This is a genomic window from Amycolatopsis sp. NPDC004169 (assembly GCF_040610315.1).
Classification (GTDB): Bacteria; Actinomycetota; Actinomycetes; order Mycobacteriales; family Pseudonocardiaceae; genus Amycolatopsis.
Genome location: NZ_JBEXMD010000004.1, coordinates 1 through 22,791, shown reverse-complemented (window position 1 = coordinate 22,791; position 22,791 = coordinate 1). Strand labels below are relative to the sequence as shown.

At 71.7% G+C, this 22,791-nt stretch carries 23 protein-coding genes; 19 read left to right on the top strand and 4 right to left on the bottom strand.

Annotation, left to right across the window (positions count from 1 at the left end):
• Nucleotides 1–7: 7 nt before the first annotated feature.
• The 3 genes from ABZX11_RS06575 to ABZX11_RS06565 all read left to right on the top strand — a co-directional run bounded on the left by ABZX11_RS06575 (nucleotide 8) and on the right by ABZX11_RS06565 (nucleotide 1,270).
• On the top strand, nucleotides 8–355 hold the full coding sequence (locus tag ABZX11_RS06575) for a hypothetical protein (protein WP_354910516.1): 348 nt from the start codon (nucleotides 8–10) through the stop codon (nucleotides 353–355).
• 254 nt (nucleotides 356–609) lie between these two features.
• On the top strand, nucleotides 610–933 hold the full coding sequence (locus tag ABZX11_RS06570) for a WXG100 family type VII secretion target (protein ID WP_176173252.1): 324 nt from the start codon (nucleotides 610–612) through the stop codon (nucleotides 931–933).
• A gap of 43 nt (nucleotides 934–976) precedes the next feature.
• Nucleotides 977–1,270 carry a WXG100 family type VII secretion target gene (locus tag ABZX11_RS06565; RefSeq protein ID WP_176173251.1) on the top strand — a complete coding sequence of 98 codons (294 nt, stop codon included), beginning with the start codon at nucleotides 977–979 and terminating at the stop codon, nucleotides 1,268–1,270.
• 281 nt (nucleotides 1,271–1,551) lie between these two features.
• On the opposite strand, the gene ABZX11_RS06560 is transcribed toward ABZX11_RS06565, so the two are convergent.
• Nucleotides 1,552–2,223, bottom strand: coding sequence for a DUF4333 domain-containing protein (locus tag ABZX11_RS06560; protein ID WP_176173250.1), 672 nt, complete (start codon nucleotides 2,221–2,223; stop codon nucleotides 1,552–1,554).
• 29 nt (nucleotides 2,224–2,252) lie between these two features.
• Entirely contained in the window at nucleotides 2,253–3,146 is an 894-nt protein-coding gene (locus ABZX11_RS06555) for a hypothetical protein (RefSeq protein ID WP_176173249.1), read from the bottom strand.
• A 261-nt stretch (nucleotides 3,147–3,407) separates the two neighbouring features.
• On the opposite strand from ABZX11_RS06555, the gene rplM reads away from it, so the two are divergent.
• The 3 genes from rplM to glmM all read left to right on the top strand — a co-directional run bounded on the left by rplM (nucleotide 3,408) and on the right by glmM (nucleotide 5,905).
• Entirely contained in the window at nucleotides 3,408–3,860 is a 453-nt protein-coding gene (rplM, locus tag ABZX11_RS06550) for a 50S ribosomal protein L13 (RefSeq protein ID WP_176173248.1), read from the top strand.
• A 56-nt stretch (nucleotides 3,861–3,916) separates the two neighbouring features.
• Nucleotides 3,917–4,378 carry a 30S ribosomal protein S9 gene (rpsI, locus tag ABZX11_RS06545; protein WP_176177967.1) on the top strand — a complete coding sequence of 154 codons (462 nt, stop codon included), beginning with the start codon at nucleotides 3,917–3,919 and terminating at the stop codon, nucleotides 4,376–4,378.
• 192 nt (nucleotides 4,379–4,570) lie between these two features.
• A complete protein-coding gene (glmM, locus tag ABZX11_RS06540; protein ID WP_176173247.1) occupies nucleotides 4,571–5,905 on the top strand; it encodes a phosphoglucosamine mutase in 1,335 nt (444 codons plus the stop codon).
• On the opposite strand, the gene ABZX11_RS06535 is transcribed toward glmM, so the two are convergent.
• Nucleotides 5,891–6,775 (bottom strand): cytochrome P450, encoded by an 885-nt coding sequence (locus ABZX11_RS06535; protein WP_354910510.1) that lies wholly within the window; start codon nucleotides 6,773–6,775, stop codon nucleotides 5,891–5,893. The genes glmM and ABZX11_RS06535 overlap by 15 nt on opposite strands.
• Nucleotides 6,776–6,805: 30 nt before the next feature.
• Here ABZX11_RS06535 and ABZX11_RS06530 point away from each other — a divergent pair, with 30 nt between their 5' ends.
• From ABZX11_RS06530 to ABZX11_RS06510, 5 genes are all read left to right on the top strand, one after another.
• On the top strand, nucleotides 6,806–8,335 hold the full coding sequence (locus ABZX11_RS06530) for a fatty acyl-AMP ligase (RefSeq protein ID WP_354910507.1): 1,530 nt from the start codon (nucleotides 6,806–6,808) through the stop codon (nucleotides 8,333–8,335).
• On the top strand, nucleotides 8,328–8,588 hold the full coding sequence (locus ABZX11_RS06525; RefSeq protein ID WP_176173244.1) for an acyl carrier protein: 261 nt from the start codon (nucleotides 8,328–8,330) through the stop codon (nucleotides 8,586–8,588). Before ABZX11_RS06530 ends, ABZX11_RS06525 begins: the two co-directional genes overlap by 8 nt.
• 152 nt (nucleotides 8,589–8,740) lie before the next feature.
• On the top strand, nucleotides 8,741–9,055 hold the full coding sequence (locus ABZX11_RS06520; protein ID WP_254897002.1) for a hypothetical protein: 315 nt from the start codon (nucleotides 8,741–8,743) through the stop codon (nucleotides 9,053–9,055).
• The gene (locus ABZX11_RS06515; RefSeq protein WP_354910504.1) at nucleotides 9,055–11,559 is read left to right on the top strand and encodes a WXG100 family type VII secretion target; all 2,505 of its coding nucleotides are present in this window, start codon (nucleotides 9,055–9,057) and stop codon (nucleotides 11,557–11,559) included. Before ABZX11_RS06520 ends, ABZX11_RS06515 begins: the two co-directional genes overlap by 1 nt.
• Before the next feature lie 19 nt (nucleotides 11,560–11,578).
• Nucleotides 11,579–12,040, top strand: a complete 462-nt coding sequence (locus ABZX11_RS06510; protein ID WP_176173242.1) for a hypothetical protein — start codon at nucleotides 11,579–11,581, stop codon at nucleotides 12,038–12,040.
• A 22-nt stretch (nucleotides 12,041–12,062) separates the two neighbouring features.
• On the opposite strand, the gene ABZX11_RS06505 is transcribed toward ABZX11_RS06510, so the two are convergent.
• Nucleotides 12,063–12,887: an alpha/beta hydrolase gene (locus tag ABZX11_RS06505; RefSeq protein ID WP_176173241.1), complete on the bottom strand. Its 825-nt coding sequence runs from the start codon at nucleotides 12,885–12,887 to the stop codon at nucleotides 12,063–12,065.
• 296 nt (nucleotides 12,888–13,183) lie between these two features.
• Between ABZX11_RS06505 and glmS the strand changes: the two genes are divergently transcribed.
• From glmS to tsaE, 8 genes are read left to right on the top strand one after another with little or no spacing between them, the layout of a single operon-like run.
• Nucleotides 13,184–15,046, top strand: coding sequence for a glutamine--fructose-6-phosphate transaminase (isomerizing) (gene glmS, locus ABZX11_RS06500; RefSeq protein WP_176173240.1), 1,863 nt, complete (start codon nucleotides 13,184–13,186; stop codon nucleotides 15,044–15,046).
• A gap of 17 nt (nucleotides 15,047–15,063) precedes the next feature.
• Nucleotides 15,064–16,503 (top strand): NAD(P)H-hydrate dehydratase, encoded by a 1,440-nt coding sequence (locus tag ABZX11_RS06495; RefSeq protein WP_354910500.1) that lies wholly within the window; start codon nucleotides 15,064–15,066, stop codon nucleotides 16,501–16,503.
• A gap of 56 nt (nucleotides 16,504–16,559) precedes the next feature.
• On the top strand, nucleotides 16,560–17,393 hold the full coding sequence (locus ABZX11_RS06490; RefSeq protein WP_354910498.1) for a DeoR/GlpR family DNA-binding transcription regulator: 834 nt from the start codon (nucleotides 16,560–16,562) through the stop codon (nucleotides 17,391–17,393).
• Entirely contained in the window at nucleotides 17,383–18,813 is a 1,431-nt protein-coding gene (gene xylB, locus ABZX11_RS06485; RefSeq protein ID WP_354910496.1) for a xylulokinase, read from the top strand. The genes ABZX11_RS06490 and xylB overlap by 11 nt, the downstream gene beginning before the upstream one ends.
• A gap of 3 nt (nucleotides 18,814–18,816) precedes the next feature.
• Nucleotides 18,817–19,908 carry a sn-glycerol-3-phosphate ABC transporter ATP-binding protein UgpC gene (ugpC, locus tag ABZX11_RS06480; protein ID WP_176173236.1) on the top strand — a complete coding sequence of 364 codons (1,092 nt, stop codon included), beginning with the start codon at nucleotides 18,817–18,819 and terminating at the stop codon, nucleotides 19,906–19,908.
• A 29-nt stretch (nucleotides 19,909–19,937) separates the two neighbouring features.
• Nucleotides 19,938–21,068: an alanine racemase gene (alr, locus tag ABZX11_RS06475; RefSeq protein WP_354910493.1), complete on the top strand. Its 1,131-nt coding sequence runs from the start codon at nucleotides 19,938–19,940 to the stop codon at nucleotides 21,066–21,068.
• Nucleotides 21,065–22,162, top strand: coding sequence for an alpha/beta hydrolase (locus ABZX11_RS06470; RefSeq protein ID WP_354910491.1), 1,098 nt, complete (start codon nucleotides 21,065–21,067; stop codon nucleotides 22,160–22,162). The genes alr and ABZX11_RS06470 overlap by 4 nt, the downstream gene beginning before the upstream one ends.
• Nucleotides 22,159–22,620 carry a tRNA (adenosine(37)-N6)-threonylcarbamoyltransferase complex ATPase subunit type 1 TsaE gene (tsaE, locus tag ABZX11_RS06465; protein WP_354910488.1) on the top strand — a complete coding sequence of 154 codons (462 nt, stop codon included), beginning with the start codon at nucleotides 22,159–22,161 and terminating at the stop codon, nucleotides 22,618–22,620. The genes ABZX11_RS06470 and tsaE overlap by 4 nt, the downstream gene beginning before the upstream one ends.
• Nucleotides 22,621–22,791 lie beyond the last annotated feature (171 nt).

Genomic DNA, 22,791 nt, shown 5'->3' with positions numbered 1-22,791 from the left:
GCACGCGGTGCCGTCCGAAGAATTCGAGAGCGCCGCGGCGTCCTTCAAGCGCATCGGCCAGGACGCGGTGACGTACGCGCGTCGCGTCGCCGGGAACGCGAAGGCGCGCAACCAGCGGCACCACAGCGAAAACGCCGACCTCCTGAAACGCAGCGGCCGCGGCGCGAAGTCCGGCGATCCGACCCCCGGCACGCTGCGCGCGGCCGCCGAACGGTTCCGCCGGGCACGGGGGCTCGCGGTTCCCGCGGTTCCCGATCCGGTTCCTTCGCGTTCGCAACCTGCCGCCCGGGCCCCTCGAACGGGTGACGACGACGAAGACTTTTCCCAGATGCGAATCATGCAGCGCGATCAGTGAAACCGCGGCAGCGGTTGCTGTGCGCGTGCTAATCCCGCTGGTGGGGGACACGTTTTCGGGTGATGCGCCACCGGTTCGGGCCGTGGCCGGGATACGCGTGGCGATCGGTTCCCCCGGCGGGCGTTAACGCAAGCAACTACTTCGGGGCAAACCACGACAAGGGGGAACCGGACATGGCAATGTCTGCGTCGTAGGGCCGTACGAACGAACAAGCTTGGTTGCGGCCAACCATCACACTTCAGAAGGGGGCCGGTATGAGCGGGCCTGGTTTTGCAGGGACAGTCCAGCAGTTCACCGATTCCGAGGCTCGGGTGACCGAGGTCCGGGCGCAGATGGACACCAACCTCGCGACGCTGCGCGACCGCATCGAGGCCACCCGCGCCGGCTGGCAGGGTGAGGCGAAGCAGGCGTTCGCGAACGTGATGCACCGCTTCGACGAGGACGCCCGCGGCATGGCGCAGGCCCTGCAGCGCATCGGTGAGCTCCTCAAGGAAGCCGGTTCGAAGTACGAGCGTTCCGAGCAGCAGCAGCAGGAGATCCTGCGCGCCGTGAACGCGGGCTTCGACAAGCTCGGCTGATTTCCCTTCCACCCACACACTTTCTCTCACAAAGGAGCGCACCATGCCTGATGGCGCCGGAATTGTCGTTGATTACGCCACCATCCGCGCGGCGGCGGACGACTGCACGCAGACCGGTGGCGAGCTGCAGGCCGCCTTCGACCGGCTGAAGGACGACCTCAAGCCGCTGGTCACCACCTGGACCGGTTCCGCGAAGGAGCAGTACGACGCTGCCCAGCGCACCTGGGACCAGAAGTTCGAGGACCTGAAGCAGGTTCTCGCGCAGATCGCGGCCGTGCTGCCGGAGATCGCCGACGGTTACCAGCAGACGGACAGCGCCGTCGAAGGCCTGTTCTGAGCCGGTAGCCCCGGAAACCACGGCGGGCCCGCACTCCGGTGCGGGGCCCGCCGTTTTCTGTTTCCGGCCAAGGGGGAATCGGCGCTCGCGGGATGGGTTCGCGCCCGGGGGAGAGAGTTCGCGTCCGCGCCGCGGTGGTTTCGTTCGGTGGCAGGCGCGAGCGGGGTGGTCTTCCCGGCGCCTGCGCCGCGGCGGTTTCGCTCGGCGACAGGCGAAAGCGGAGTGGTTTCCCGGCAGAGCCCGAGCCATCCACGCCGGGGCTGCTCAGCCGCTGCCGGGGCTCAGTGCGGGGCGCCGACCTCGTACTCGGGCCGGTCGTTGAGCACCCGGACCGTCACCTTCTTCTGCTGCCCGCCGATGGTCACCGTGCAGTCGAACGTCGTGCCGTTCTGCGCGGCCTCGTTCGCCGGGCACTGCGCGTTCTTCACGTCCGGCTCGCCGTAGTTCTCGTTCAGGACCTTCACCACACCGTCCTGAAGGGACTGTTGCTCCAGCACGTCCCCGCGGAACGCCCCCAGCAGCCACGCCGCGCCGCCGCCGAGTGCCAGCACCAGCACCGCGGCCAGCGCGATCAACAGCGGCTTCTTCGACTTCGGCTTCTTCGCCGGCTCGGCCGGGAACGCACCCAGACCGCCGTACTGCGAAGGCTGGAACCCGCCGCCGTACTGCGGCTGCCCGTGGCTCGGAGCCGGCGTCGGCTGGGACGGCGGCTGCCACGGCCCGCTCTGCTGCCCGGGCTGCCACGGCCCGGAGAACGAACCCGACGGCGGCCCCTGCTGCTGCCACGCGCCGGTGTAGGAGCCGGTGCCCGGGTCGTGCTGCTGCTGCCACTGCCCGGCGTGCGGGCCGGTCGCCTGCTGCTCGGGCTGCCACGCGCCGGGCTGCGGTGCGGGCCCGGCGGCGGGCGGCTGCCACCACTGCTGCGGCTGCTGCGGGTCGGGCGGCTGGGTCATCGGAGATCACCTCGGGTCGTGGTCACGCTTCAGCTGCCCTGGGCTTCGCCGAGACGCTGGTAGAAGGCGTCCATCGCCGCCCGGTCGGGCAGCACCGTGATCTGGCTCGCGTCCGGCAGCTTCGGCATGTCCTGCAGGCTCGCCTTGCCGGTGAACCGGAACTCGTACTTGAGCTCGAGCTGGTGGCCGTCGCCGGCGAACTTGGCCTCCATCACGAAGGAGGCGAGGCTGCCGTCCGGATTCAGCGTGATCGTGGCCGGGACGGCGGCCTTCTTCAGCTCGGGTCCGACCTGGCCGGTGATGCTCGGCGGCAGGATCTCGACCTTGTTCTCGACGAAGATCCCGAACGGCACGTTCACCGTCAGCGCGGTCTTGCCGTCGCCGAGGCTCTTCGCCCCGCGGACGGCCCGCTTGTCGGCCTTGTACGCCTCGACGGTCGAGTCGGCCATCCGGCACGGCGTCAGCACCCCGCCCCAGGCGCACGGCAGCACCAGCCCGCCCTCCGGCTTCGGCATCGACACCCACGCCGTCGGCGAGACGCCCTTCTGCACGTACATCGGGCCGAGGTAGGTGTACTCGACCGCGCCCTCGGCCGGCGTGTACGTGTCGATGATCTCGTCCGGGTTCTTCTGCGACCGGTGCCGCACCGCGCGGCTCTCCGGGCTGCCGGTGCGCGCCGACGTCACGGTGCTGTGGATCCACTTGTCGTCGAACTTGAAGTAGGCGTCCAGCGAGTTGGTGACGTCGCGCGTGTCGGTGATGGCGTCGCCGAGCTTGCCGATCACCTGCTCGAACTTGGCGCCGACGTAGTCCGCCGCGTCGTCGCCCTTCGGCAGCGCGGTGCCGGCCTTGGCCTGGCCGCACGCGCTGACCAGGGCCAGCAGGGCGCCAAGGACGAAGATCGCCGTCGGTCGTTTGCTCATGCCGTCCCCTGCTCGCCTGGTGCCGCCCGGATGGCCCCATCCTCGCCCGCCGAGGCGGCGCGTGCAGGCGCTTCGGCGGGAAAATCCGGTAGAGTCCCGGCTGCGCCAGGGCCGCTCGGAGCCTAGTATGGGCGCTTCCACCACCCCCGATGCGCGGGTGCGGTGACGGTGGGGGTATCTTCATATGTCGTTGTGCGCTGCGGCGCGTAAGCGCTAGGCCCGCACAGAACCCACACGCAATGTTGACGACGAGGTAGACCCTTGCCCACGTACAGCCCCAAGCCCGGCGACGTCACTCGTGCCTGGCACGTGATCGACGCCGAGGATGTCGTGCTCGGACGGCTGGCGACCGAGGTCGCCACGCTGCTGCGCGGCAAGCACAAGCCGACCTACGCCCCGCACGTGGACACCGGTGACTTCGTCATCATCGTCAACGCCGAGAAGGTCGCGCTCACCGGAAACAAGCGCGAGCAGAAGTTCGCGTACCGGCACAGCGGTTACCCGGGCGGTCTGCGGAAGCGCTCGTTCGGCGAGCTGCTGGACTCCAAGCCCGAGCACCTTGTCGAGAAGGTCGTCAAGGGCATGCTGCCGAAGAACAAGCTCGGCCGTGCCCAGGCGAAGAAGCTGAAGGTGTACGCCGGCCCGCAGCACCCGCACGCCGCGCAGCAGCCGCAGGCGCGCGAGATCACCAAGATCGCGCAGGTCGCGCAGTGAGTGAGGAACAGTCTGTGACCAGCACCGAGACCCCCGAGGTCGTCGAGGCCGCTGAAGTGTCCGAGGCGACCGAGACCGGCGCCGTCGCGACCAGCGAGACCCCCGCCGCGCCGCGTCCGTCGCGTGCCGCCGGCGGCAACGCGCAGACCGTCGGCCGCCGCAAGGAAGCCGTCGTCCGCGTGCGGGTCGTCCCGGGCACCGGTGAGTTCAAGCTCAACGGCCGCACCCTCGAGGAGTACTTCCCGAACAAGGTGCACCAGCAGCTCATCCGCGAGCCGCTGGTCACGGTCGAGAAGCCGGACTCGTTCGACATCTTCGCCAACCTCAAGGGCGGCGGCGTTTCGGGTCAGGCCGGCGCGCTGCGCCTGGCGATCGCCCGTGCGCTCGTCGAGGTCGACGCCGACGACCGCCCGGCCCTCAAGAAGGCCGGCTTCCTGACCCGTGACGCGCGCGCCACGGAGCGGAAGAAGTACGGCCTCAAGAAGGCCCGCAAGGCCCCGCAGTACAGCAAGCGCTGATCGCGCCCTCAGGCGCAACCCACCGGAGCGCCCATCCGTCCATCGGATGGGCGCTCCGGCGTTTTTCGGGACCCGGCGGTTCTGCCGGTCGTTGTGTCGTTTCCGCGGGCCGGAGCGACACTCAAGGGGTGGGGGAAGGCGGTCCGTCAGGGTCGCTAGGTTGTCGTGGTCATTCCACAAGGAGGTCGATCGATGGCACGCCTGTTCGGGACCGACGGGGTCCGTGGCCTGGCCAACGCCGAGCTGACGCCGGAGCTGGCGCTGGCGCTGGCGGCCAGCGCCGCCCGCGTGCTGGCCGCGCACGACCGCTCGCACCGGCCGGTCGCGGTCGTCGGCCGTGACCCGCGCGCCAGCGGCGAGATGCTGGAAGCCGCGGTCGTGGCGGGCCTCACCTCCGCCGGCGCCGACGTGCGCCGCGTCGGGGTGCTGCCGACGCCGGCCGTCGCCTACCTGGTCGGCGCGCTCGAGGCCGACCTGGGCGTGATGATCTCCGCGTCGCACAACCCGATGCCCGACAACGGCATCAAGCTCTTCGCCGCGGGCGGGCACAAGCTCCCCGACGGCATCGAGGACGAGATCGAGGCCGGCCTCGCGGACGGCAAGGTCCGCCCGACGGGCGCCGGCGTGGGCCGCGTCACCGACGTCGAGGACGCCCTCGACCGCTACGCCGCCCACCTGGTCGACGCGACGCCGCACCCGCTCGCCGGGCTGAAGGTCGTCGTCGACTGCGCGAACGGGGCGTCGTCGGCCGCCGCGCCCGAGATCTACCGCCGGGCGGGTGCCGAGGTCGTCGCGCTGTTCGCCGACCCGGACGGCGTCAACATCAACGAGCACTGCGGCTCGAACCACCCGGAGAAGCTGCGCAAGGCCGTCGTCGAGCACGGCGCGGACCTCGGCATCGCCCACGACGGCGACGCCGACCGCTGCGTGGCCGTCGACTCCGCCGGCGAGCTGGTGGACGGCGACCAGATCATGGCGGTCCTGGCGCTGGCCCTGGCCGAGACCGGCGAGCTGACCAAGGACACTCTGGTCGCGACGGTGATGAGCAACCTCGGCCTGCACCTGGCCATGAAGGCCCACGACATCACCGTGGTGACCACCGCGGTCGGCGACCGTTACGTGCTGGAGGAGCTGCGCGCGAGCGGCTTCGCCCTCGGCGGCGAGCAGTCCGGCCACGTGGTGCTGCCGGCCCACGCCACGACCGGCGACGGCCTGCTGACGGCGCTGCGCCTGATGAGCCGCATGGCGGAGACGGGCAAGTCCCTCGCCGACCTGGCGGCCGTGATGAACCGCCTGCCCCAGGTCCTGGTGAACGTCCCGGTAGCGGACAAGGCGGCGGTCGCCCAGTCCGCCGAGGTCCGCGACGCGATCGGAGCGGTCGAGGCCGAGCTGGGCGAGGAGGGCCGCGTGTTGCTGCGCCCGTCGGGCACCGAGCAGCTGGTCCGCGTGATGGTCGAGGCCCCGGCCCAGTCCACGGCCCAAGCGGCAGCCGACCGCCTGGCCGGCGTGGTTTCAGCCGTCTCCTGACGCGAGGGTGACCACGGCCCGCTCCGGGCCGTGGAACACCGGGTGGGTCTTCCAGCGGACTTCGCCGACCCGGCAGCCGACGGCAAGGACCTTCGCCAAAGCGGCGAGTGCGATCTCGCCCTCGGCCACCGCCACCCCCGAGCCGGGGCAAGCGTGCCGTCCCAGGCCGAACGGCAGGCCGTCGGCGAGGGAGATCGCCACCGGGCCGTCCGGGCCGAAGCGCAGCACGTACCGGGCCGGGCAGATCGCCGTCACCAGCTCGCGCACGGTCCGCGGCCCCGAGGTCGCGAGTTCGAGCCCCGCGCCGGCCAGGAAGTTCAGCGAGTTCTCGTACGCCGCGTGGGCCAGCACCACGGGTGTGAACATCAGCTCGTCCTCGTCGAGCCGGCCGGCCGCGTGCGCCTCCCGCAGCGCTGTCAGGCCGCCCGGCCCGGCCGGGGTCCGGCTCAGCTGGACCGCGAGCCGGAACGCCGACGCCTGCCCGGCCCGGTCGACGCCGCCGAAGACGTCGAGGTTCGCCGTCGTCGCCTCGAGGTGGTCCAGGAAGACCTCGTCGAGCGGAACGCCCAGCAGCGCCGACGTCACCGCCCCCGCCACCGGCCGCGCGAAGCCGCGCACCAGGTCGAACGACGTCCCCAGCCCGGCCACCGTCGTCTCGATCGACGTCCGCAGCTCGGCCGGGACCGGCTCCAGGCCGGCAATGATCTCCCGCAGCACCGCGCGCAGGCGGGTGTGGTCTTCGCCGTCCCGCAGCAGCACGCTGGGCGAGCCCCCACCCGGATCCGACGTCAGCTCCGCCGACCGCAGGGCACGGGCGCACGCGTCGCGGCCGGTGACCACCCCGATGCCGTGCCGTTCGAACTCGTCCATCGCTTCGACACGGTAGGGCAGGATGGGGCCGTGCCGCCCGCAGCCGTCCCGGAAGACGTCCTGGCCACGCCGTTCACGGACCACCTGCTCCGCAACGCCGCCGTCGACCGGCCCGCGTTCACCTGCCGCACCTTCCCCGGACCCACCGACCACACGCTGACCTGGCCGCAGCTGCTGGGCCGGGTCCGCGGGGTCGCCCGCGAGCTGCGGCGTGTCACCCATCCGGGCGACCGGGTGGCGATCGTCGCCCGGCAGGACCTCGGGTACGTCACCGCCTTCCTCGGGACGCTCTACGCCGGGCGCGTCGCGGTGCCGCTGCCGGTCCCGTCCGGCCGCACCGGCCGCGCCCGGATCGACGCGGCCTTCGCCGACGCCACTCCGGCGGCCTGCCTGACTTCGAAGGCCTTCCTGGACAAGGTCCCGCCGGTCACCGCCCTCGCCGTCGAGGAGATCGAGCCCGACGCCGCCGAGCCGCCCGCGAAGGTGGCGATGACCGACCCGGCGTACCTGCAGTACACGTCCGGCTCGACGCGCCGCCCCGCCGGCGCGGTGATCTCGCACCGCGCGCTGGTGGCCGCCTGCTGGCAGACCACGCGCTGCTACCACGCCGACGCCGGCACGCCGCTGGCCGGCTGGGTGCCGTTCTTCCACGACATGGGCCTGGTCCTGCTCATCGGCACGCCCGTCTTCCTCGGCTCGCGGTCGGTCTTCTTCACGCCGATGGAGTTCGTGCGCGACCCGCTGCGCTGGATCCGCCTGCTGGCCGAACTCCCCGGGGTCGTCACCGCCGCGCCGAACTTCGCCTTCGACCTGGCGGCCGAAGCGGCGGGGAAGCTCGAAGCCGTCGACCTCTCGCGAGTGAACGCGGTCCTCAACGGCAGCGAGCCGGTCCGCGCGGCCACCGTCGAGGCGTTCGAGCGGGCCTTCGCCCCCTTCGGGCTGCCGCGCGCGGCCCAGAAGCCGTGCTACGGCCTGGCCGAGGCCACGGTGTTCGTGACGAGCGCGGGCGACGAAGGGCCGACGATCACCGAGTTCGACGGCGAGCCGCGGGTGTCTGTCGGGCGGCCGTACGGCCAGCGCCTCCGCATTGTCGACAAAGAGATCCAGGTGTCCGGGCCCAACGTCGCCGACGGTTACTGGGGCCGGGACGACGTGCTCGCCCCGGACGGCTGGCTGCGCACCGGCGACCTCGGCTTCGTCCACGACGGCGAGCTCTACGTCACCGGACGGCTCAAGGACCTGATCATCGTCGACGGCCGCAACCACCACCCGCAGGACATCGAAGCCACCGTCGAGGCCGCGCACCCGGGCATCCGACGCGTGGCCGCGTTCGCCGTGCGGGACGGCCACGGCGAAGGCGTCGCGGTGGTGGCCGGGTGCCTCACCCCGGACGAGTCGGTCGAGACGGCCGTGCGGCGGGCCGTCTCCGCGGCCCACGACCTGCCGCTGCGGGCCCTGTGGCTGGTGCGGCCGGGCGAGGTGCCGCGCACCTCCAGCGGCAAGGTGTCCCGCGCCGCCGCCCGCGAACGCTGGTGGGGCGAGAATGACCGGCATGGCTGACCCGGGCACCTACGTCGACGAGATCCGCCGGATCATCTGCTTCACGCTGCAGATCCCGCCCGAGCGGCTCACCGACACGACCCCGTTCGACGACCTCGGCCTGACGTCCCGCCAGCGGATTCAGCTGCTGTCGAGGGTCGAGGTGACCTACGGCGTCTCGGTCGACATCGACGAGCTCGACCGGCTGGTGGACGTCCGCGGCGTCGCCGAGGTGATCTCCGAGGCGGTCGCGGCGCAGCACGCGGGCGGCTGACTCCCGGGCGGGTGCAGTTCGCGGAAGCCCAGGTGAGCCGCCCGGGCGGACGCTAGACTTCTGTGTGCATCTGCGACGGCACCGAATGGTGTCCGGGCGCGTCACAGTCCCGGAAACACTGGGGACCTGTGGGATCGAAGGGGGCAGCGACCATGCCGGACGGCTACGAAGCGAGTTCGGAGGCGATGACACGGGCGCAGATCCGCCTGGCGGACGTCGCCGACGACCCGGCGAGCGAAGCGAAGAAGGTCGCGCCGACCGAAATCGTCGCCGCGGACTTCGGTCGAGTGCACCAGGAGAGCTTCGGCAAGTACAAGGCCGGGATGGACGAGATCGGCGCGGGCATGACCGGGCTGTCGAACGCCCTGCTGAACCTGGGCAGCGGGATCGGGACGGCCGGTGCCAAGTACACCGCGCAGGAAGCGAACGCCGGCGCGTCGGCGAACCAGGCCGGGGGTAACCGCTGATGGCCGAATGGGCTGAGATCAAGAAGGTCCTCGATGATCCGAACGTGTCCATGGACACGAAGACGAAGCTCATGGAGGAGTACGACCGCAACACCTTCAACTTCAACGACGAAGAAGAAGAGTACGCGAAGAAGTACATCGAAAACTATTCCGACGGCGGCGGCGGTTACGACGTCTTCGACTCGAACGACACCGACGAAATCGTCTCCGAGGCGAAGCAGGAGTCGGCGGCCAAGAACCAGGAACACCAGCGCCAGACCGCCGAGCGCGACCAGGCGAAGAAGAACCTCGACGGCATCGCCGCGCCGACGCTGGGGGCCGGCGCGAAGAGTTCCGACGAACAGCTCGACCAGGGCAACGTCGCGGTCGACATGCTCGCGAAGTGGACCGACGAGGTCTGGAACCAGATCAAGGGCGGCGAGAGCGAGAAGAAGAACTCGCAGACCGACCTCAAGGACAAGTTCCACGAGAACCGCGGGATCCAGTACCAGAAGTTCCTCAGCGACGCCGACGACCTGAGCAAGGCGCACAAGGTCGTCGAGGACACCCTCACCAAGAGCGACACCGAGCTGCAGACCCTCTTCGGCGAGTGGAAGGGCAAGGGCGCCACCGCCGCGGAGATCAAGTACGACGAGACGGTCAAGCCGCACGCCAAGGAGCTGTCGCAGCAGATCGAAGGGGCGGCGAAGCTGATCCCCGAGACCGTCTCGCAGGTCTACACCGCGGTCAAGAAGAAGGTCGACGAGGTCCTGCAGCTGCACCGCCCGGTGATCGCCGAGGCCGACATCCCGATGGCCAAGGACGTCCTCAAGATCGCCAACGGCGACACCGAGGAGTTCGACGACTTCATGAAGGTCGCCGGCTGGATCGACGCCGTCAACGCGAAGAACGGCAACCCGTCGAACCTCGCCGAGCGCCTGCAGAACGACGACTGCGGCTTCAACGACGAAAACAAGGAATACGGCCGGAACGTCTGCCGCTACTGGCGTGACGGGGCTTTCTCGACCGAGTACAAGAGCCTGATCACGGCGTTCGACGGGTCCTGCAAGGCCGCCAAGGAAACCATCGACCAGCAGTTCGGCGCGCTGGCGCGGTACATGGACGGCTACCGCAACCAGCTGACCGAGGCCAAGAACAGCGGCAACACGGGCAATACCGGGAACACCGGCAACACGGGGAACACCGGCAATACCGGGAACACGGGGAACACCGGCAGCACCGGCACCGGCAGCACCGGGAGTTCGGGCAGCACCGGCAGCGGCGCCACGACGCCGTCGGCGGTCGAGCCCCCGAAGGCCGAGGAGCCCCCGAAGCCCGAAGAGGGCAAGAACCCGATCACCGGCAAGCCCCTGGAGGTCGACCCGTCGACCGGCGAGCCGTACCCGATCGACCCGAAGACCGGCGAAGCCATCAAGGACTTGGACGACACGGATACGGTGTCGGTCAAGAAGGGCGACAACACGATCACGATGTCCGAGCCCGACAAGGAGGGCAAGCAGGACATCTCCGTGGACGACGGCCACGGCCACAAGAAGGACTACCACCTCGACTGGGGTGACGACGACAAGGCCGAGGCGGGCAAGGACGGCACCGGCAAGGACGGCGACAAGGCGTCCTTCGGCCCCCAGGGCAGCCAGCCCGCGGTCAAGGACGGCCAGCCGTCGGCCGACGGCTCGTACAAGCCGGGCCCGGACGGCAAGATCCACATCCAGGACGGCAACCTCAAGATCACCGCGGAGCGGCCGGAGGGACCGGACGGCCCGACGATCGTCACGGTCGACGACGGCAAGGGCGAGCCGACCACCTACACGCTGGACGAGAAGGACGACCCCAAGGCGGGTGACCTCAAGGCGGACGGCCTCAAGGCCGACGTCAAGCCGGTGGCCGACGGCGCCGAGATCCGGCACGACGCGAACGCCGAGTCCCCGCTGACGAAGGACCCCGCGCCGCCCAACCCCGACCCCGGCTTCACGCGCAGCGAAGGGGCCTCGGGCGTCGGAGGGTTCACCGCGCCCGGTGGCTTCGAGGGCGACCTCGGCGGCGGGGGCAGCGTTGCGGCCGAGCCCGCGGTGGCGACGGCCGACGCCGGTGCCTCGGCGGACGCGACCACGACGGCGGGCGCGAGCAACTTCGGCTCGGCCGTCACCGGGAGCGGGTCGCCGGACTTCGCCGGTGCGGTCTCGCTCGACCCGGGTGTCCAGACGGGCAGCGACGCCTCGCTGCCGATGTCCGACGGCGGCGGTGGGCTCGGCGCGACCCCGGTCGACCCCGGTGTGCACCAGGCCGCGGCGAGCTCGTCGGGCATGAGCGGGATGTCCGGGATGGGCGGCATGGGGATGATGGGCGGCATGGGCGGCGCGCCCGGTGGTGGCGGCGGCGACCAGCAGCGCGGGCCCAGCCAGTACCGCGTCGAAGGCGGCGTGTTCGAAACCAGCGGCGCGAAGGGCCGGATCAGCGGCTCGCTCGACGACGAGGGTGACCGTTCCATCCGGTACGACCGGTGACGAGGGCCGAGGAGGGCCGATGACCAGCGCCGAAGACCGGTATCGGGCGGCGATTTCCACGATGGAGGCGGCGGCGCGGGAGCAGGACGAGCAGCGGGGGCTGCGCGAACGCCGGCTCGCCGAAGCCAAGCAGCAGGCCAGCGAGGGCATGCGGCAGGAGCTGGCCGCCGCGCAGAAGTACGCCGAGCACATGGACGAGCTCAACAAGCGCAAGCAGAGCGCGGGCGGCTGGGCCACCGAGAAGACGCTGGCCGACAAGTCCCGCGAGTCGCTGATGGAGTTCGGCGTCCACGACGAAGAGGCGGACACCGGCTACACGAACTACCCGACGCCGAGCTACGGGACTCCGGCGGCGGCGGTCCCGCCGCGTCCGGAGCCGGCACCGGAACCACCGGCCGCGCCCGAGCCGCCGCGGCGGGGACGCCACGCGCGTCAGCCCGACGACGAGGACGACTTCTCCAGCACCAGCTGGCTGGTCTGAGCCTTCGAAGAACCCGCCCGCGTCAGTGGGCGGGTTCTTCCTCGCGCTCGATGGGGGCGCGCTTGACGTCCGCCTCGAGCAGGGGCCGGTACTTGTCGGTGCCGGTGAGGTGGGTCAGGAAGAACGCGGTGAAGAGCGCCCGCGTGAGCTGCTGGGTCTTGCGGTGCGGCTTGCCGTGCATGATCAGCTGCGACCAGTGCCTGCCCTCGGTGACGCCCAGGTGGGACGCCTTGCCGAGGAACCGCAGCTGGACGTCGTCGCCACCCCAGGCCCCGGCGATCGCCTCGGCGTGCGCGACGGCGGGGGCGACGAGGTCCCCTTCGGCGGCGAGGTGCAGGCCGGGGACGGTGACCGCCTTCGCCGACTCGGTGGCCGGCGGCAGCGTCTGGGCGGCGGTGATGGTGGCGACGGCCTTGATCCGCGGGTGGTCGGACTGCGCGTCCTGGGCCGCGGCAAGCACGGCGGCCCCGCCGCCGCTCGAGTGGCCGGCGAGGCCGAGCTTGGCGGGGTCGACGCTGATGCCGTCCGGCCCGAGCCGCACGGTGGTGACGACGTCGAGGGTGGTCAGCAGATCGGCGGCGAGCAGCCGGTGCGAGGGCAGGGGGCCCTTCTGCGTGGCCGGCGCGGCGGCGACGATGCCCCAGCTGGCGAGGTGCTTCAGGAGCCCCCGGTACCGATCGGGCGGCTGCAGCCACCCGTGCCCGAAGGCCACGGCGGGCAGCCCGAGCCCGGCGCGCGGCGTGAAGACCACGCCGGGCAGCCCGACCAGGGCGAGATCGCCCCGCAGGACCTCGTGCGGACCCGGGTGCGTCAACTCCGCGAGCAGCTGCTTGGGCTTGCTGGCCATGGCGGGAACCCTACTGTGCGAGCCCGCCCGCGGCTCGCCCGCCGCCCCGGCGCGCCGAACGCGGCCACCAGCCACCCGCGGGGGCGCCCCCCGTTTTCCACTTTACCGGCGGGCACCGACAGTTTCGGCCGCCCGAGCCGGCCGACCCGCCAGGTACGCAGGCCGACGCTCTGCGTACGCGAGTCGTCCGTCCGGGGACCGCATTGGTTCGAACCACCCCCGGCGCGTTCCCGCAGGTCGGAGGCCGTAAGCCCACCCCGTCAACCCGCTGAATGTCCCTCGTTAGGCTGGTGTGCGTGTGTGGAATCGTGGGATATGTCGGGCACCGCCCGGCTCTGGACGTCGTCCTCGGTGGGCTCCGGCGCATGGAGTACCGCGGCTACGACTCCGCCGGTGTCGCGGTCCTCGACGGTGCCGGTGCGCTGACCGTCGAGCGCAAGGCGGGCCGGCTGGCCAACCTGGAAACCCGGCTCGACGAGGTCGGCCGCGAGCACTTCGGCGGCACCGCCGGCATGGGGCACACCCGCTGGGCCACCCACGGCGCGCCCGTCGACCGCAACTCGCACCCGCACCGGGATGCCTCGCAGCGCGTCGCCGTCGTGCACAACGGCATCATCGAGAACTTCGCCGCCCTCCGGGCCGAGCTCGAAGCCGATGGTGTCGAGATGGCCAGTGACACCGACACCGAGACCGCCGCCCACCTGGTGGCCCGCGCGTACACCGAAGGTGACACCAAGGGCGACCTCACCGCCAGCGTCGCCGCCGTCTGCCGTCGGCTCGAAGGCGCCTTCACCCTGGTCGTGACGCACGCCGACCACCCGGACACCATCGTGGCCGCGCGCCGGTCGTCGCCGCTGGTCGTCGGGGTCGGCGACGGGGAGCACTTCGTCGCCTCCGATGTCGCCGCCTTCATCGAGCACACCCGCGAGGCCGTCGAACTGGGCCAGGACCAGCTCGTCGTCATCACCCGCGAGGGCTACGAGGTCCTGGACTTCCACGGCGACGCCGCCCAGGCCAAGCCGTTCACCGTGGACTGGGACCTCTCCGCCGCCGAGAAGGGCGGCCACGAGTACTTCATGCTCAAGGAGATCGAGGAGCAGCCCGAGGCGCTCGCCAACACGCTGCGCGGCCACTTCGAGTCCGGCCGGATCATCCTCGACGAGCAGCGCATCTCCGACCAGGACCTCCGCGACGTCGACAAGGTCTTCGTCGTCGCCTGCGGCTCGGCCTACCACTCCGGCCTGGTCGCCAAGTACGCCATCGAGCACTGGACGCGGCTGCCGGTCGAGGTCGAGCTGGCGTCCGAGTTCCGCTACCGGGACCCGGTCCTCGACCGCGACACGCTGGTCGTCGCGGTGAGCCAGTCCGGCGAGACGGCGGACACGCTCGAAGCCGTCCGGCACGCGCGCGAGCAGAAGGCCCGCGTCCTCGCCGTCTGCAACACCAACGGCGCGCAGATCCCGCGCGAGTCCGACGCCGTCCTCTACACCCACGCCGGGCCCGAGATCGGCGTTGCCTCGACCAAGGCGTTCCTCGCCCAGATCGCGGCCAACTACCTGGTCGGCCTGGCGCTGGCGCAGGCCCGCGGCACGAAGTACCCGGACGAGGTCGCCCGCGAGTTCGCCGAGCTGGAGGCCATGCCCGCGGCCGTCCAGAAGGTACTGTCCACTGTGGAGCAGGTGCGGGACCTCGGCCGCCGGATCGCCGACTCCAAGGCGATCCTGTTCCTCGGCCGCCACGTCGGCTTCCCGGTCGCCCTCGAAGGCGCGCTGAAGCTCAAGGAACTCGCGTACATGCACGCCGAGGGCTTCGCGGCCGGCGAGCTCAAGCACGGCCCGATCGCGCTGATCGAAGAGGGCCTGCCGGTCGTCGTCGTGATGCCGTCGCCCAAGGGCCGCGCGGTGCTGCACTCGAAGCTCGTGTCGAACATCAGCGAGATCCAGGCCCGCGGCGCCCGCACGATCGTGATCGCCGAAGAGGGCGACGAGACGGTCCGGCCGTTCGCCGACGAGCTCATCGAGGTCCCCGCGGTGCCGACGCTGCTGCAGCCGCTGGTGTCCACCGTGCCGCTGCAGGTGCTGGCCGCGGAGATCGCCCGCGCCCGCGGGTACGACGTCGACAAGCCGCGTAACCTGGCGAAGTCCGTCACAGTCGAGTAATCGCGGGAGGCCTCGCCGTGCAGGGAATCTGGACCACGGCACGGATTCGCGAGGCGGAGGAGCGGGCGTTCGCCGTCACGCCGGAAGGCGAACTGATGCGCCGGGCATCCTTCGGGCTCTCGGTGCAGATCGCGGACCTCCTGGCGGACCACACCGGCGGCGTTTCCGGCCGCCGGGTCGTGCTGCTCGTCGGCTCGGGTGACAACGGCGGCGACGCCCTGTGGGCCGGGGCCTTCCTGCGCAAGCGCGGTGTCGCCGTCACGGCGATCCTGCTCAAGCCCGAGAAAACCCACGCCAAGGGACTCGCGGCGCTCAAGCGGGCCGGTGGCCGGGCAGTGTCCGCCGCGGACGGTCCACAGTGGATCGCCAAAGCCGACGTCGTGGTGGACGGCATCATCGGCATCTCGGGCAAGGGCGCACTGAGGCCCGACGCGGCCCGGCTCGTCGAGCGCGTCGAGGCCCCGATCGTCGCGGTCGACCTGCCCAGCGGCGTCGACCCGGACACCGGCGCGGTCGACGGCCCCGCGGTGAAGGCGGCCAAAACCGTCACGTTCGGCGCGCTCAAGCCGGTCCACGCGCTCGCGCCCGCCCACTGCGGCGAGGTCGTCCTCGTCGACATCGGCCTCGAGCTGGCCGACCCCGACCTCCAGCGCCTCGACATCGTCGACGTCGCCGCCGCCTGGCCGGTGCCGGGCCCGGAGGACGACAAGTACAGCCAGGGCGTCGTGGGCATCGCGGCCGGCTCGGCGACGTACCCGGGCGCGGCGGTGCTCGCGTCCGGCTCGGCGGTCCGGGCGACCTCGGGCCTGGTGCGGTACGCGGGCCACGCGGCCGACGTCGTCCGCGGCCAGTGGCCGGAGATCATCGCGACCGGCACGGTCGCGGACGCCGGGCGCGTCCAGGCGTGGGTGGTGGGCCCGGGCATCGGCACCGGCTCGGAAGGGCGGGACGTGCTGCGGTACGTGCTCGGCCAGGGCGTCCCGGTCTGCGCGGACGCCGACGCGACGACGATCATCGCCAAGTCCCCGGACGTCCTCGACGCCCGTGACCCGGACACGCCGCTGGTCCTGACCCCGCACGCGGGCGAGTACGAGCGCCTGATGGGCCGCAAGCCGGGCCCGGACCGCGTGACCGCGGCACGCGAAGCGGCGAAGAAGTACGACGCGGTGGTGCTGCTGAAGGGGCACTGCACGGTGATCGCGGCCCCGGACGGCCGGGTCGCGGTGAACACCCCACGCGGCGCCTGGCTGGCCACGGCCGGCTCGGGTGACGTCCTGTCCGGTCTGGTCGGCGCCCTCCTGGCGGCGGGCCTGGACCCCTGGCTCGCCGCGGCGGCCGCGGCGAACGTGCACTCGCTGGCCGGGGCGATCGCCGCCCAGAACGCCCCCACCTCGGCATCCGGCCTGGTCCACGCGATCCCGGAGGCCATCCGCGCGATCCGCTCGCTAACGTGCTGAGAAGACTTATCGAGTTCTTTGTTAACTTCGCGCGATAAATCTGGTAAGAATGCCGTGTGAGCGGCGGCACAGTACCCGGAGACCGGAAGACCCGGCCGTCCGATGCCGTCGTCGAGCGGCGCCGGCAGGACATCCTCGACCACGTCATCGAGCACGGCGAGGCCCGGATCGACGACCTGACCGGCCGCTTCAAGGTCAGCCTGATGACCATGCACCGCGACCTCGACGACCTGGCCGAGCGCCGGCTCCTGCGCAAGCTGCGCGGCAAGGTCGAGGCCTACCCGGCGCTCACCATCGAGAGCGCGGCCCGCTTCCGCGACACGCTCCACCACGGCGAGAAGGAAGCGCTCGGCCAGGCCGCCGCGAACCACGTGCAGCCCGGCCAGACCGTCTTCGTCGACGACTCCACCACGCTGCTCCCGCTGGTCAAGCGGCTCGCCGAGATCGACGCGCTCACCGTCGTGACCAACTCGCTGCACGCCGCCCGGCTGCTCGGCCCGCAGGTCGACGTCGTACTGGCCGGCGGCCGCTACAGCCACGAGTACGACTCCTGCGCCGGCCCCGAGGTGCTGAACCTGCTGGACTCGATCCGCGCCGACGTCTCGTTCGTCTCGGTCACCGCCGTCGCGGTCGGGCGGCTGTTCCACCCCGACCGCGACTACGCCGAGCTCAAGAAGGCCGCGCTGCGGGTCGCGAACCAGAGTGTCCTCGTCGTCGACCACTCGAAGTTCGGCCGCACCGCCACCTACGCCCACGGCGACGTCGGCGACTACGACCTGCTGATCACGGGCCAAGCCACGCCCACCGAGGAGATCGAGGCCGCGCTGAACGCCGGTACCGCGATCGAGATCGTCGAACACGTCGCAGAGGGGCAGCCCTATGACAGCTGAACTGGTCGCCGGCATCGACTCGTCCACCCAGTCGACCAAGGTCGTCGTGTGTGACGCGAAGACCGGCGAAATCGTCCGCACCGGCCGCGCGCCGCACCCCGACGGCACCGAAGTCGCCCCTTCCGCGTGGTGGGACGCCTTCCAGGAGGCCACCGGCGGTGTCCTCGACGGCGTCCGGGCCATCGGCGTCGGCGGCCAGCAGCACGGCATGGTCACCCTCGACGAAGACGGCGAGGTCGTCCGGCCCGCGCTGCTCTGGAACGACACCCGCTCCGCGCAGGCGGCGCTCGACCTCATCGAAGAGCTCGGCGGGCCCTCGACCTGGGCGAAGTCCGTCGGCTCGGTGCCGGTCGCCAGCTTCACCGTCACGAAGCTGCGCTGGCTGGCCGAGCACGAGCCGAAGCTCGCCGACCGCGTCGCGCGCGTGCTGCTGCCGCACGACTGGCTGACCTGGAAGCTCACCGGCGGCGACCCGGTCACCGACCGCGGTGACGCCTCCGGCACCGGCTACTTCTCGCCGACCGACAACGCCTACCGCCTCGACGTCCTCAGCCACGCCTTCGGCGGCCGGACGCCGGAGCTGCCCACCGTGCTCGGCCCGGCCGACGCCGCCGGACACACCCCCGACGGCGTGCTGGTCTCGGCAGGCACCGGCGACAACATGGCCGCCGCGCTCGGCCTGGAGCTCCAGCCCGGTGACGCCGTCGTCTCCCTCGGCACCAGCGGCACGGTGTTCGGCGTGGCCGAGACCGGCGCGGCCGACGTCAGCGGCGAAGTCGCCGGGTTCGCGGACGCGACCGGCCGCTTCCTCCCGCTGGCCTGCACCCTCAACGCCGCCCGCGTCCTCACCGCGACGGCCGCGATGCTCGGCGCGACGCTCAGCGAGTTCGACCGCCTCGCCCTGACCGCCGAGCCGGGCGCCGGCGGGCTGACCTTCCTGCCCTACCTCGACGGCGAGCGCACCCCGAACCTGCCCGGCGCCACCGGCTCGCTGTCCGGGCTGACCAGGGACAACATGACCCCGGAGAACCTGGCCCGTAGCGCCGTCGAGGGCATGCTCTGCGGCCTGGCCGCCGGCCTCGACGCCGTGCGCGCGCACGGTCTCGACGTCCAGCGCGTGCTGCTGATCGGCGGGGGCGCGCAGTCGCGGGCCGTCCGCGCGGTCGCGCCGCTGGTGTTCGGGGTGCCCGTGCAGCTGCCCGAAGTCGCCGAGTACGTCGCGCTCGGCGCGGCGCGGCAGGCGGCGTGGGCCCTCGCTTCCAGTGCGGAACCCCCGTCCTGGCAGGAGAACCAGAAGCTCCGGCTCGAGCTGGACGAGCCGACCGAGGCGCAGCGCGCCGAGGGCCACCGGATCCAGCAGCGCCACCTCGAAGCCCGCGAAGCGGCTTACGGGGTCCGGCGGAATCTCGGAGAGGACTGACCGATGGCTTCCATCACCTACGACAAGGCCACCCGCCGCTACCCGGGTGCCGAGCGGCCCGCCGTCGACGCGCTGGACCTGGAGATCGCCGACGGCGAGTTCCTCGTGCTGGTCGGCCCGTCCGGCTGTGGCAAGTCGACCAGCCTGCGCATGCTGGCCGGCCTCGAGGACATCGACGACGGTGCCGTCTGGATCGGCGACCGCGACGTCACCCAGCTGCCGCCGCGTTCGCGCGACATCGCGATGGTGTTCCAGAACTACGCGCTGTACCCGCACATGACCGTGGCGCAGAACATGGGCTTCGCGCTGAAGATCGCCGGGCGGCCCGCGTCCGAGATCAAGCAGAAGGTCCTCGAGGCCGCGAAGCTGCTGGACATCGAGCAGTACCTCGACCGCAAGCCGAAGGCGCTCTCCGGTGGTCAGCGCCAGCGTGTCGCGATGGGCCGCGCGATCGTCCGCGAGCCGCAGGTCTTCCTGATGGACGAGCCGCTGTCGAACCTCGACGCCAAGCTGCGTGTCTCGACCCGTACGCAGATCGCCGCGCTCCAGCGCCGCCTCGGCGTCACCACCGTGTACGTGACGCACGACCAGGTCGAGGCCATGACGATGGGTGACCGCGTCGCGGTGCTGTCGGACGGCCTGCTGCAGCAGTGCGACACCCCGCGCGCGCTGTACGACAAGCCCGCAAACGCTTTCGTCGCGGGCTTCATCGGCTCGCCGGCGATGAACCTGGTGACCGCGAAGCTGACCGCGGACGGCGCCGAGCTGGGCGGCGGCAGCGTCCGCCTGACCCGCGAGGTCATCGCGGCCGCCGACGGCGACACGGTGACCCTCGGCTTCCGGCCGGAGTCCCTCGAGGTGACCACCGAGGGCCCCGACTCCGTGCCGATCAAGGTCGACCTGGTCGAGGAGCTCGGCTCGGACGCCTACGTCTACGGCAAGCTGGCCGAGACCGACGCCGAAGGCACTAAGTCCAACGTCGTGGCGCGGGTGGACCCCCGCACGCCGCCGGCCATGGGCGACACGGTCCACCTGCGGATCCGCCCCGACGAGCTGCACGTGTTCTCCGCCACGTCCGGGCTGCGCCTGCCCTGACCTCGGGTCATGGGAAACTGGAAGGCGCTATGACCTCCAGTTTTTCCCATGAGCGCAGCCCTCGCGCGCAGGTCGGCATCGACCTCGACGCGATCCGCCACAACCTCACCCTGCTGGGAGCCCGCGCGCCCGGCTCGCAGGTGATGGCCGTGGTGAAGGCCGACGCCTACGGCCACGGCGCGCTGCCGGTGGCGCGCGCCGCGGTCGAGGCCGGGGCGTCCTGGCTGGGCACCTGCTCGCTCGGCGAGGCCCTCGCCCTGCGCGAGGCCGGCATCAGGACCCGGCTGTTCAGCTGGCTGGACACCCCCGATGTCGACTTCGCGGCCGGCGTCGAGAACGACGTCGACCTCGCTGCCAGCTCGCTGGGTGAGCTTCGCCGCATCGCCGCCGCCGCGAAACCGGGTACCCGGGCTCGTGTGCACCTCAAAATCGACACCGGGCTCTCGCGCAACGGCTGCCCGCCCGCCGCGTGGGCCGAGCTGGTCGGAGCGGCGGCCGCCGAACCGCGGGTCGAGGTGGTCGCGATCTGGTCCCACCTCGCGTGCGCCGACGAGCCGGAGCACCCGGCGACCGACGAGCAGGCCAAACGCTTCGCCGAGGCCTACGACACCGCCCGCGCCGCCGGGCTGGACCCGATGCGGCACCTGGCGAACTCCGCGGCCCTGCTCACCCGGCCGGACCTGCACTTCGACATCGTCCGGCCCGGCATCGCCATGTACGGCCTGAACCCGGTGCCGCAGGCCGAAGACCTGCGTCCGGCCATGACGTTCCGGTCCGCGGTGGCGCTGGTCAAGCGCATCGAGGCGGGCGAATCGGTGTCCTACGGGCACACCTGGACCGCTTCCCGGGATACGAACCTCGCGCTCGTCCCGGCCGGGTACGCCGACGGCGTCCCGCGGTCCCTTTCGGGCCGCATGGACGTCTGGCTCGGTGGGCAGCGGCGGCCGGTCGCCGGCCGGGTCTGCATGGACCAGCTGGTGGTCGACTGCGGTGACTACGAGCCCGCGGTCGGTGACGAGGTCGTCCTGTTCGGCGCCGGGACGCACGGCGAGCCGACCGCCCGGGAATGGGCCGACAAGCTGGGCACCATCGACTACGAGATCGTGACCTCGATGTACCGGCCGCGCGTCCGGCGCCGGTATCTGGGGGAACGCCCGTGACACCTTCACGACGACTGCTGGCCATCGCCGGCGGGGTCGGGGCACTGGCCACCGGGACCGCCGCCGCCATCGCCGTCGCCGCGCAGCAGCGGCGGCACAGTGAGGATCCGTACGTGGACGAGCCGCTGGGGGAGCTGAAGACCGACCGCACTTCGACGGTCGCGGCCGAGGACGGCACGCCGCTCTCGGTCGAGGAGATCGACCCGGAGGACGGCGGCGAACCGGAACTGACCGTCGTGGGGGTGCACGGCTTCGCGCTTTCGCGGCGCTGCTGGCACTTCCAGCGCCGCGACCTGGCGTCGCTCCGGCTGCCGCGCGTGCGTCAGGTGTACTACGACCACCGCGGCCACGGCCTGTCCGGCGCGGCTTCGGCCGAGACGTCGACCATCGAGCAGCTGGCCCGCGACCTGGACTGCGTGCTGCGGTCCGTGGTGCCGGACGGGCCCATCGTGCTGATGGGGCACTCGATGGGCGGCATGGTCATCATGGAGCTGGCCGCCGAGTTCCCCGCGCTGTTCGAAGACCGCATCTGCGGGGTTGCCTTCATCGCGACCGCGGCGGGCGAAGTGGGCGCACGCGGCCTGCCGCGTTCGCTGCTCTCGAAGTACAACCCGCTGACGCGTGCGGCCGGCGGCCTCGCCGGCTGGCAGCCGGGGCTGGTGGAGTTCGTCCGCGCGGCGGGCGGCCAGCTGACCCGGCAGGCGGTGCGCCGGCTGGCGTTCGGCAGCCGTGACGTCGCGCCGAGGCTCGTCGACTTCATGCTCGAGATGCTCGAAGTGACACCGGTGCGCGGGCTCGTGAATTTCGTCGACACGCTCGGCAGCCACAACCGGTACGCGGCGCTGGCCGGGCTGAAGCACGCGGAAGTGCTGGTCATCGGCGGCGATTCGGACCGGTTCACGCCGTTCTCGCACGCGGAGCGGATCGCGGCCGAGCTGCCCGACGCCGAGCTGGTGCGCGTCCGCGGCGCCGGGCACATGGTCCAGCTCGAGCAGCCGGAGCTGGTGAACAGCCACCTGATCGACCTTTTGCAACGCTGTTCCGGAGTGGACGGCGAATCCTCGTCCCGGCGAACCTGGTGGTGGCAGCGTTGAGCATGGTGTTTCCCACGCCCGAAGAGACGATGGACTTCGGGCGCGAGCTCGGCCGCGCGCTGCGCGCGGGCGACCTTGTCCTGCTGGCCGGCCCGCTCGGAGCGGGCAAGACCACGCTGACCCGGGGCATCGCGGACGGCCTCGGCGTCGGCGGCCGGGTGAGTTCGCCGACGTTCGTCCTGGCCCGGGTCCACCCGGCTGGTGCGGCGGGCGTGCCGCTGGTACACGTGGACGCGTACCGGCTTGGTGGCGACCTTTCGCAGCTGGACGACCTGGACCTGGACACGGACCTGGAACGCTCGGCGATCGTGGTCGAGTGGGGCGAGGGTTCGGCTGAGCGGCTGTCTTCGGACTACCTCGTCGTGCGGCTGGACCGGCGTGAGGACGATGTCCGCGAGGTCAGCCTGGAGCCGCATGGCAGCTGGGCCGAGCGGATTCCGGAGCTCACGACGGCTTAATCGCCGCTCGCGCTCAGGCTCCCCGGGGCGGCCGAGTCGCGGTGCCCACCACCCCGAAGCTCGATTGTCACCACGGCCGGTGGTACCGGGGGCCTGGGGGTAAGAGTGCCGTGACCCCGTACCACACCCCCAGGGGTGGGGTGGGTAGATAGGTATAGCACACGGCAGGAA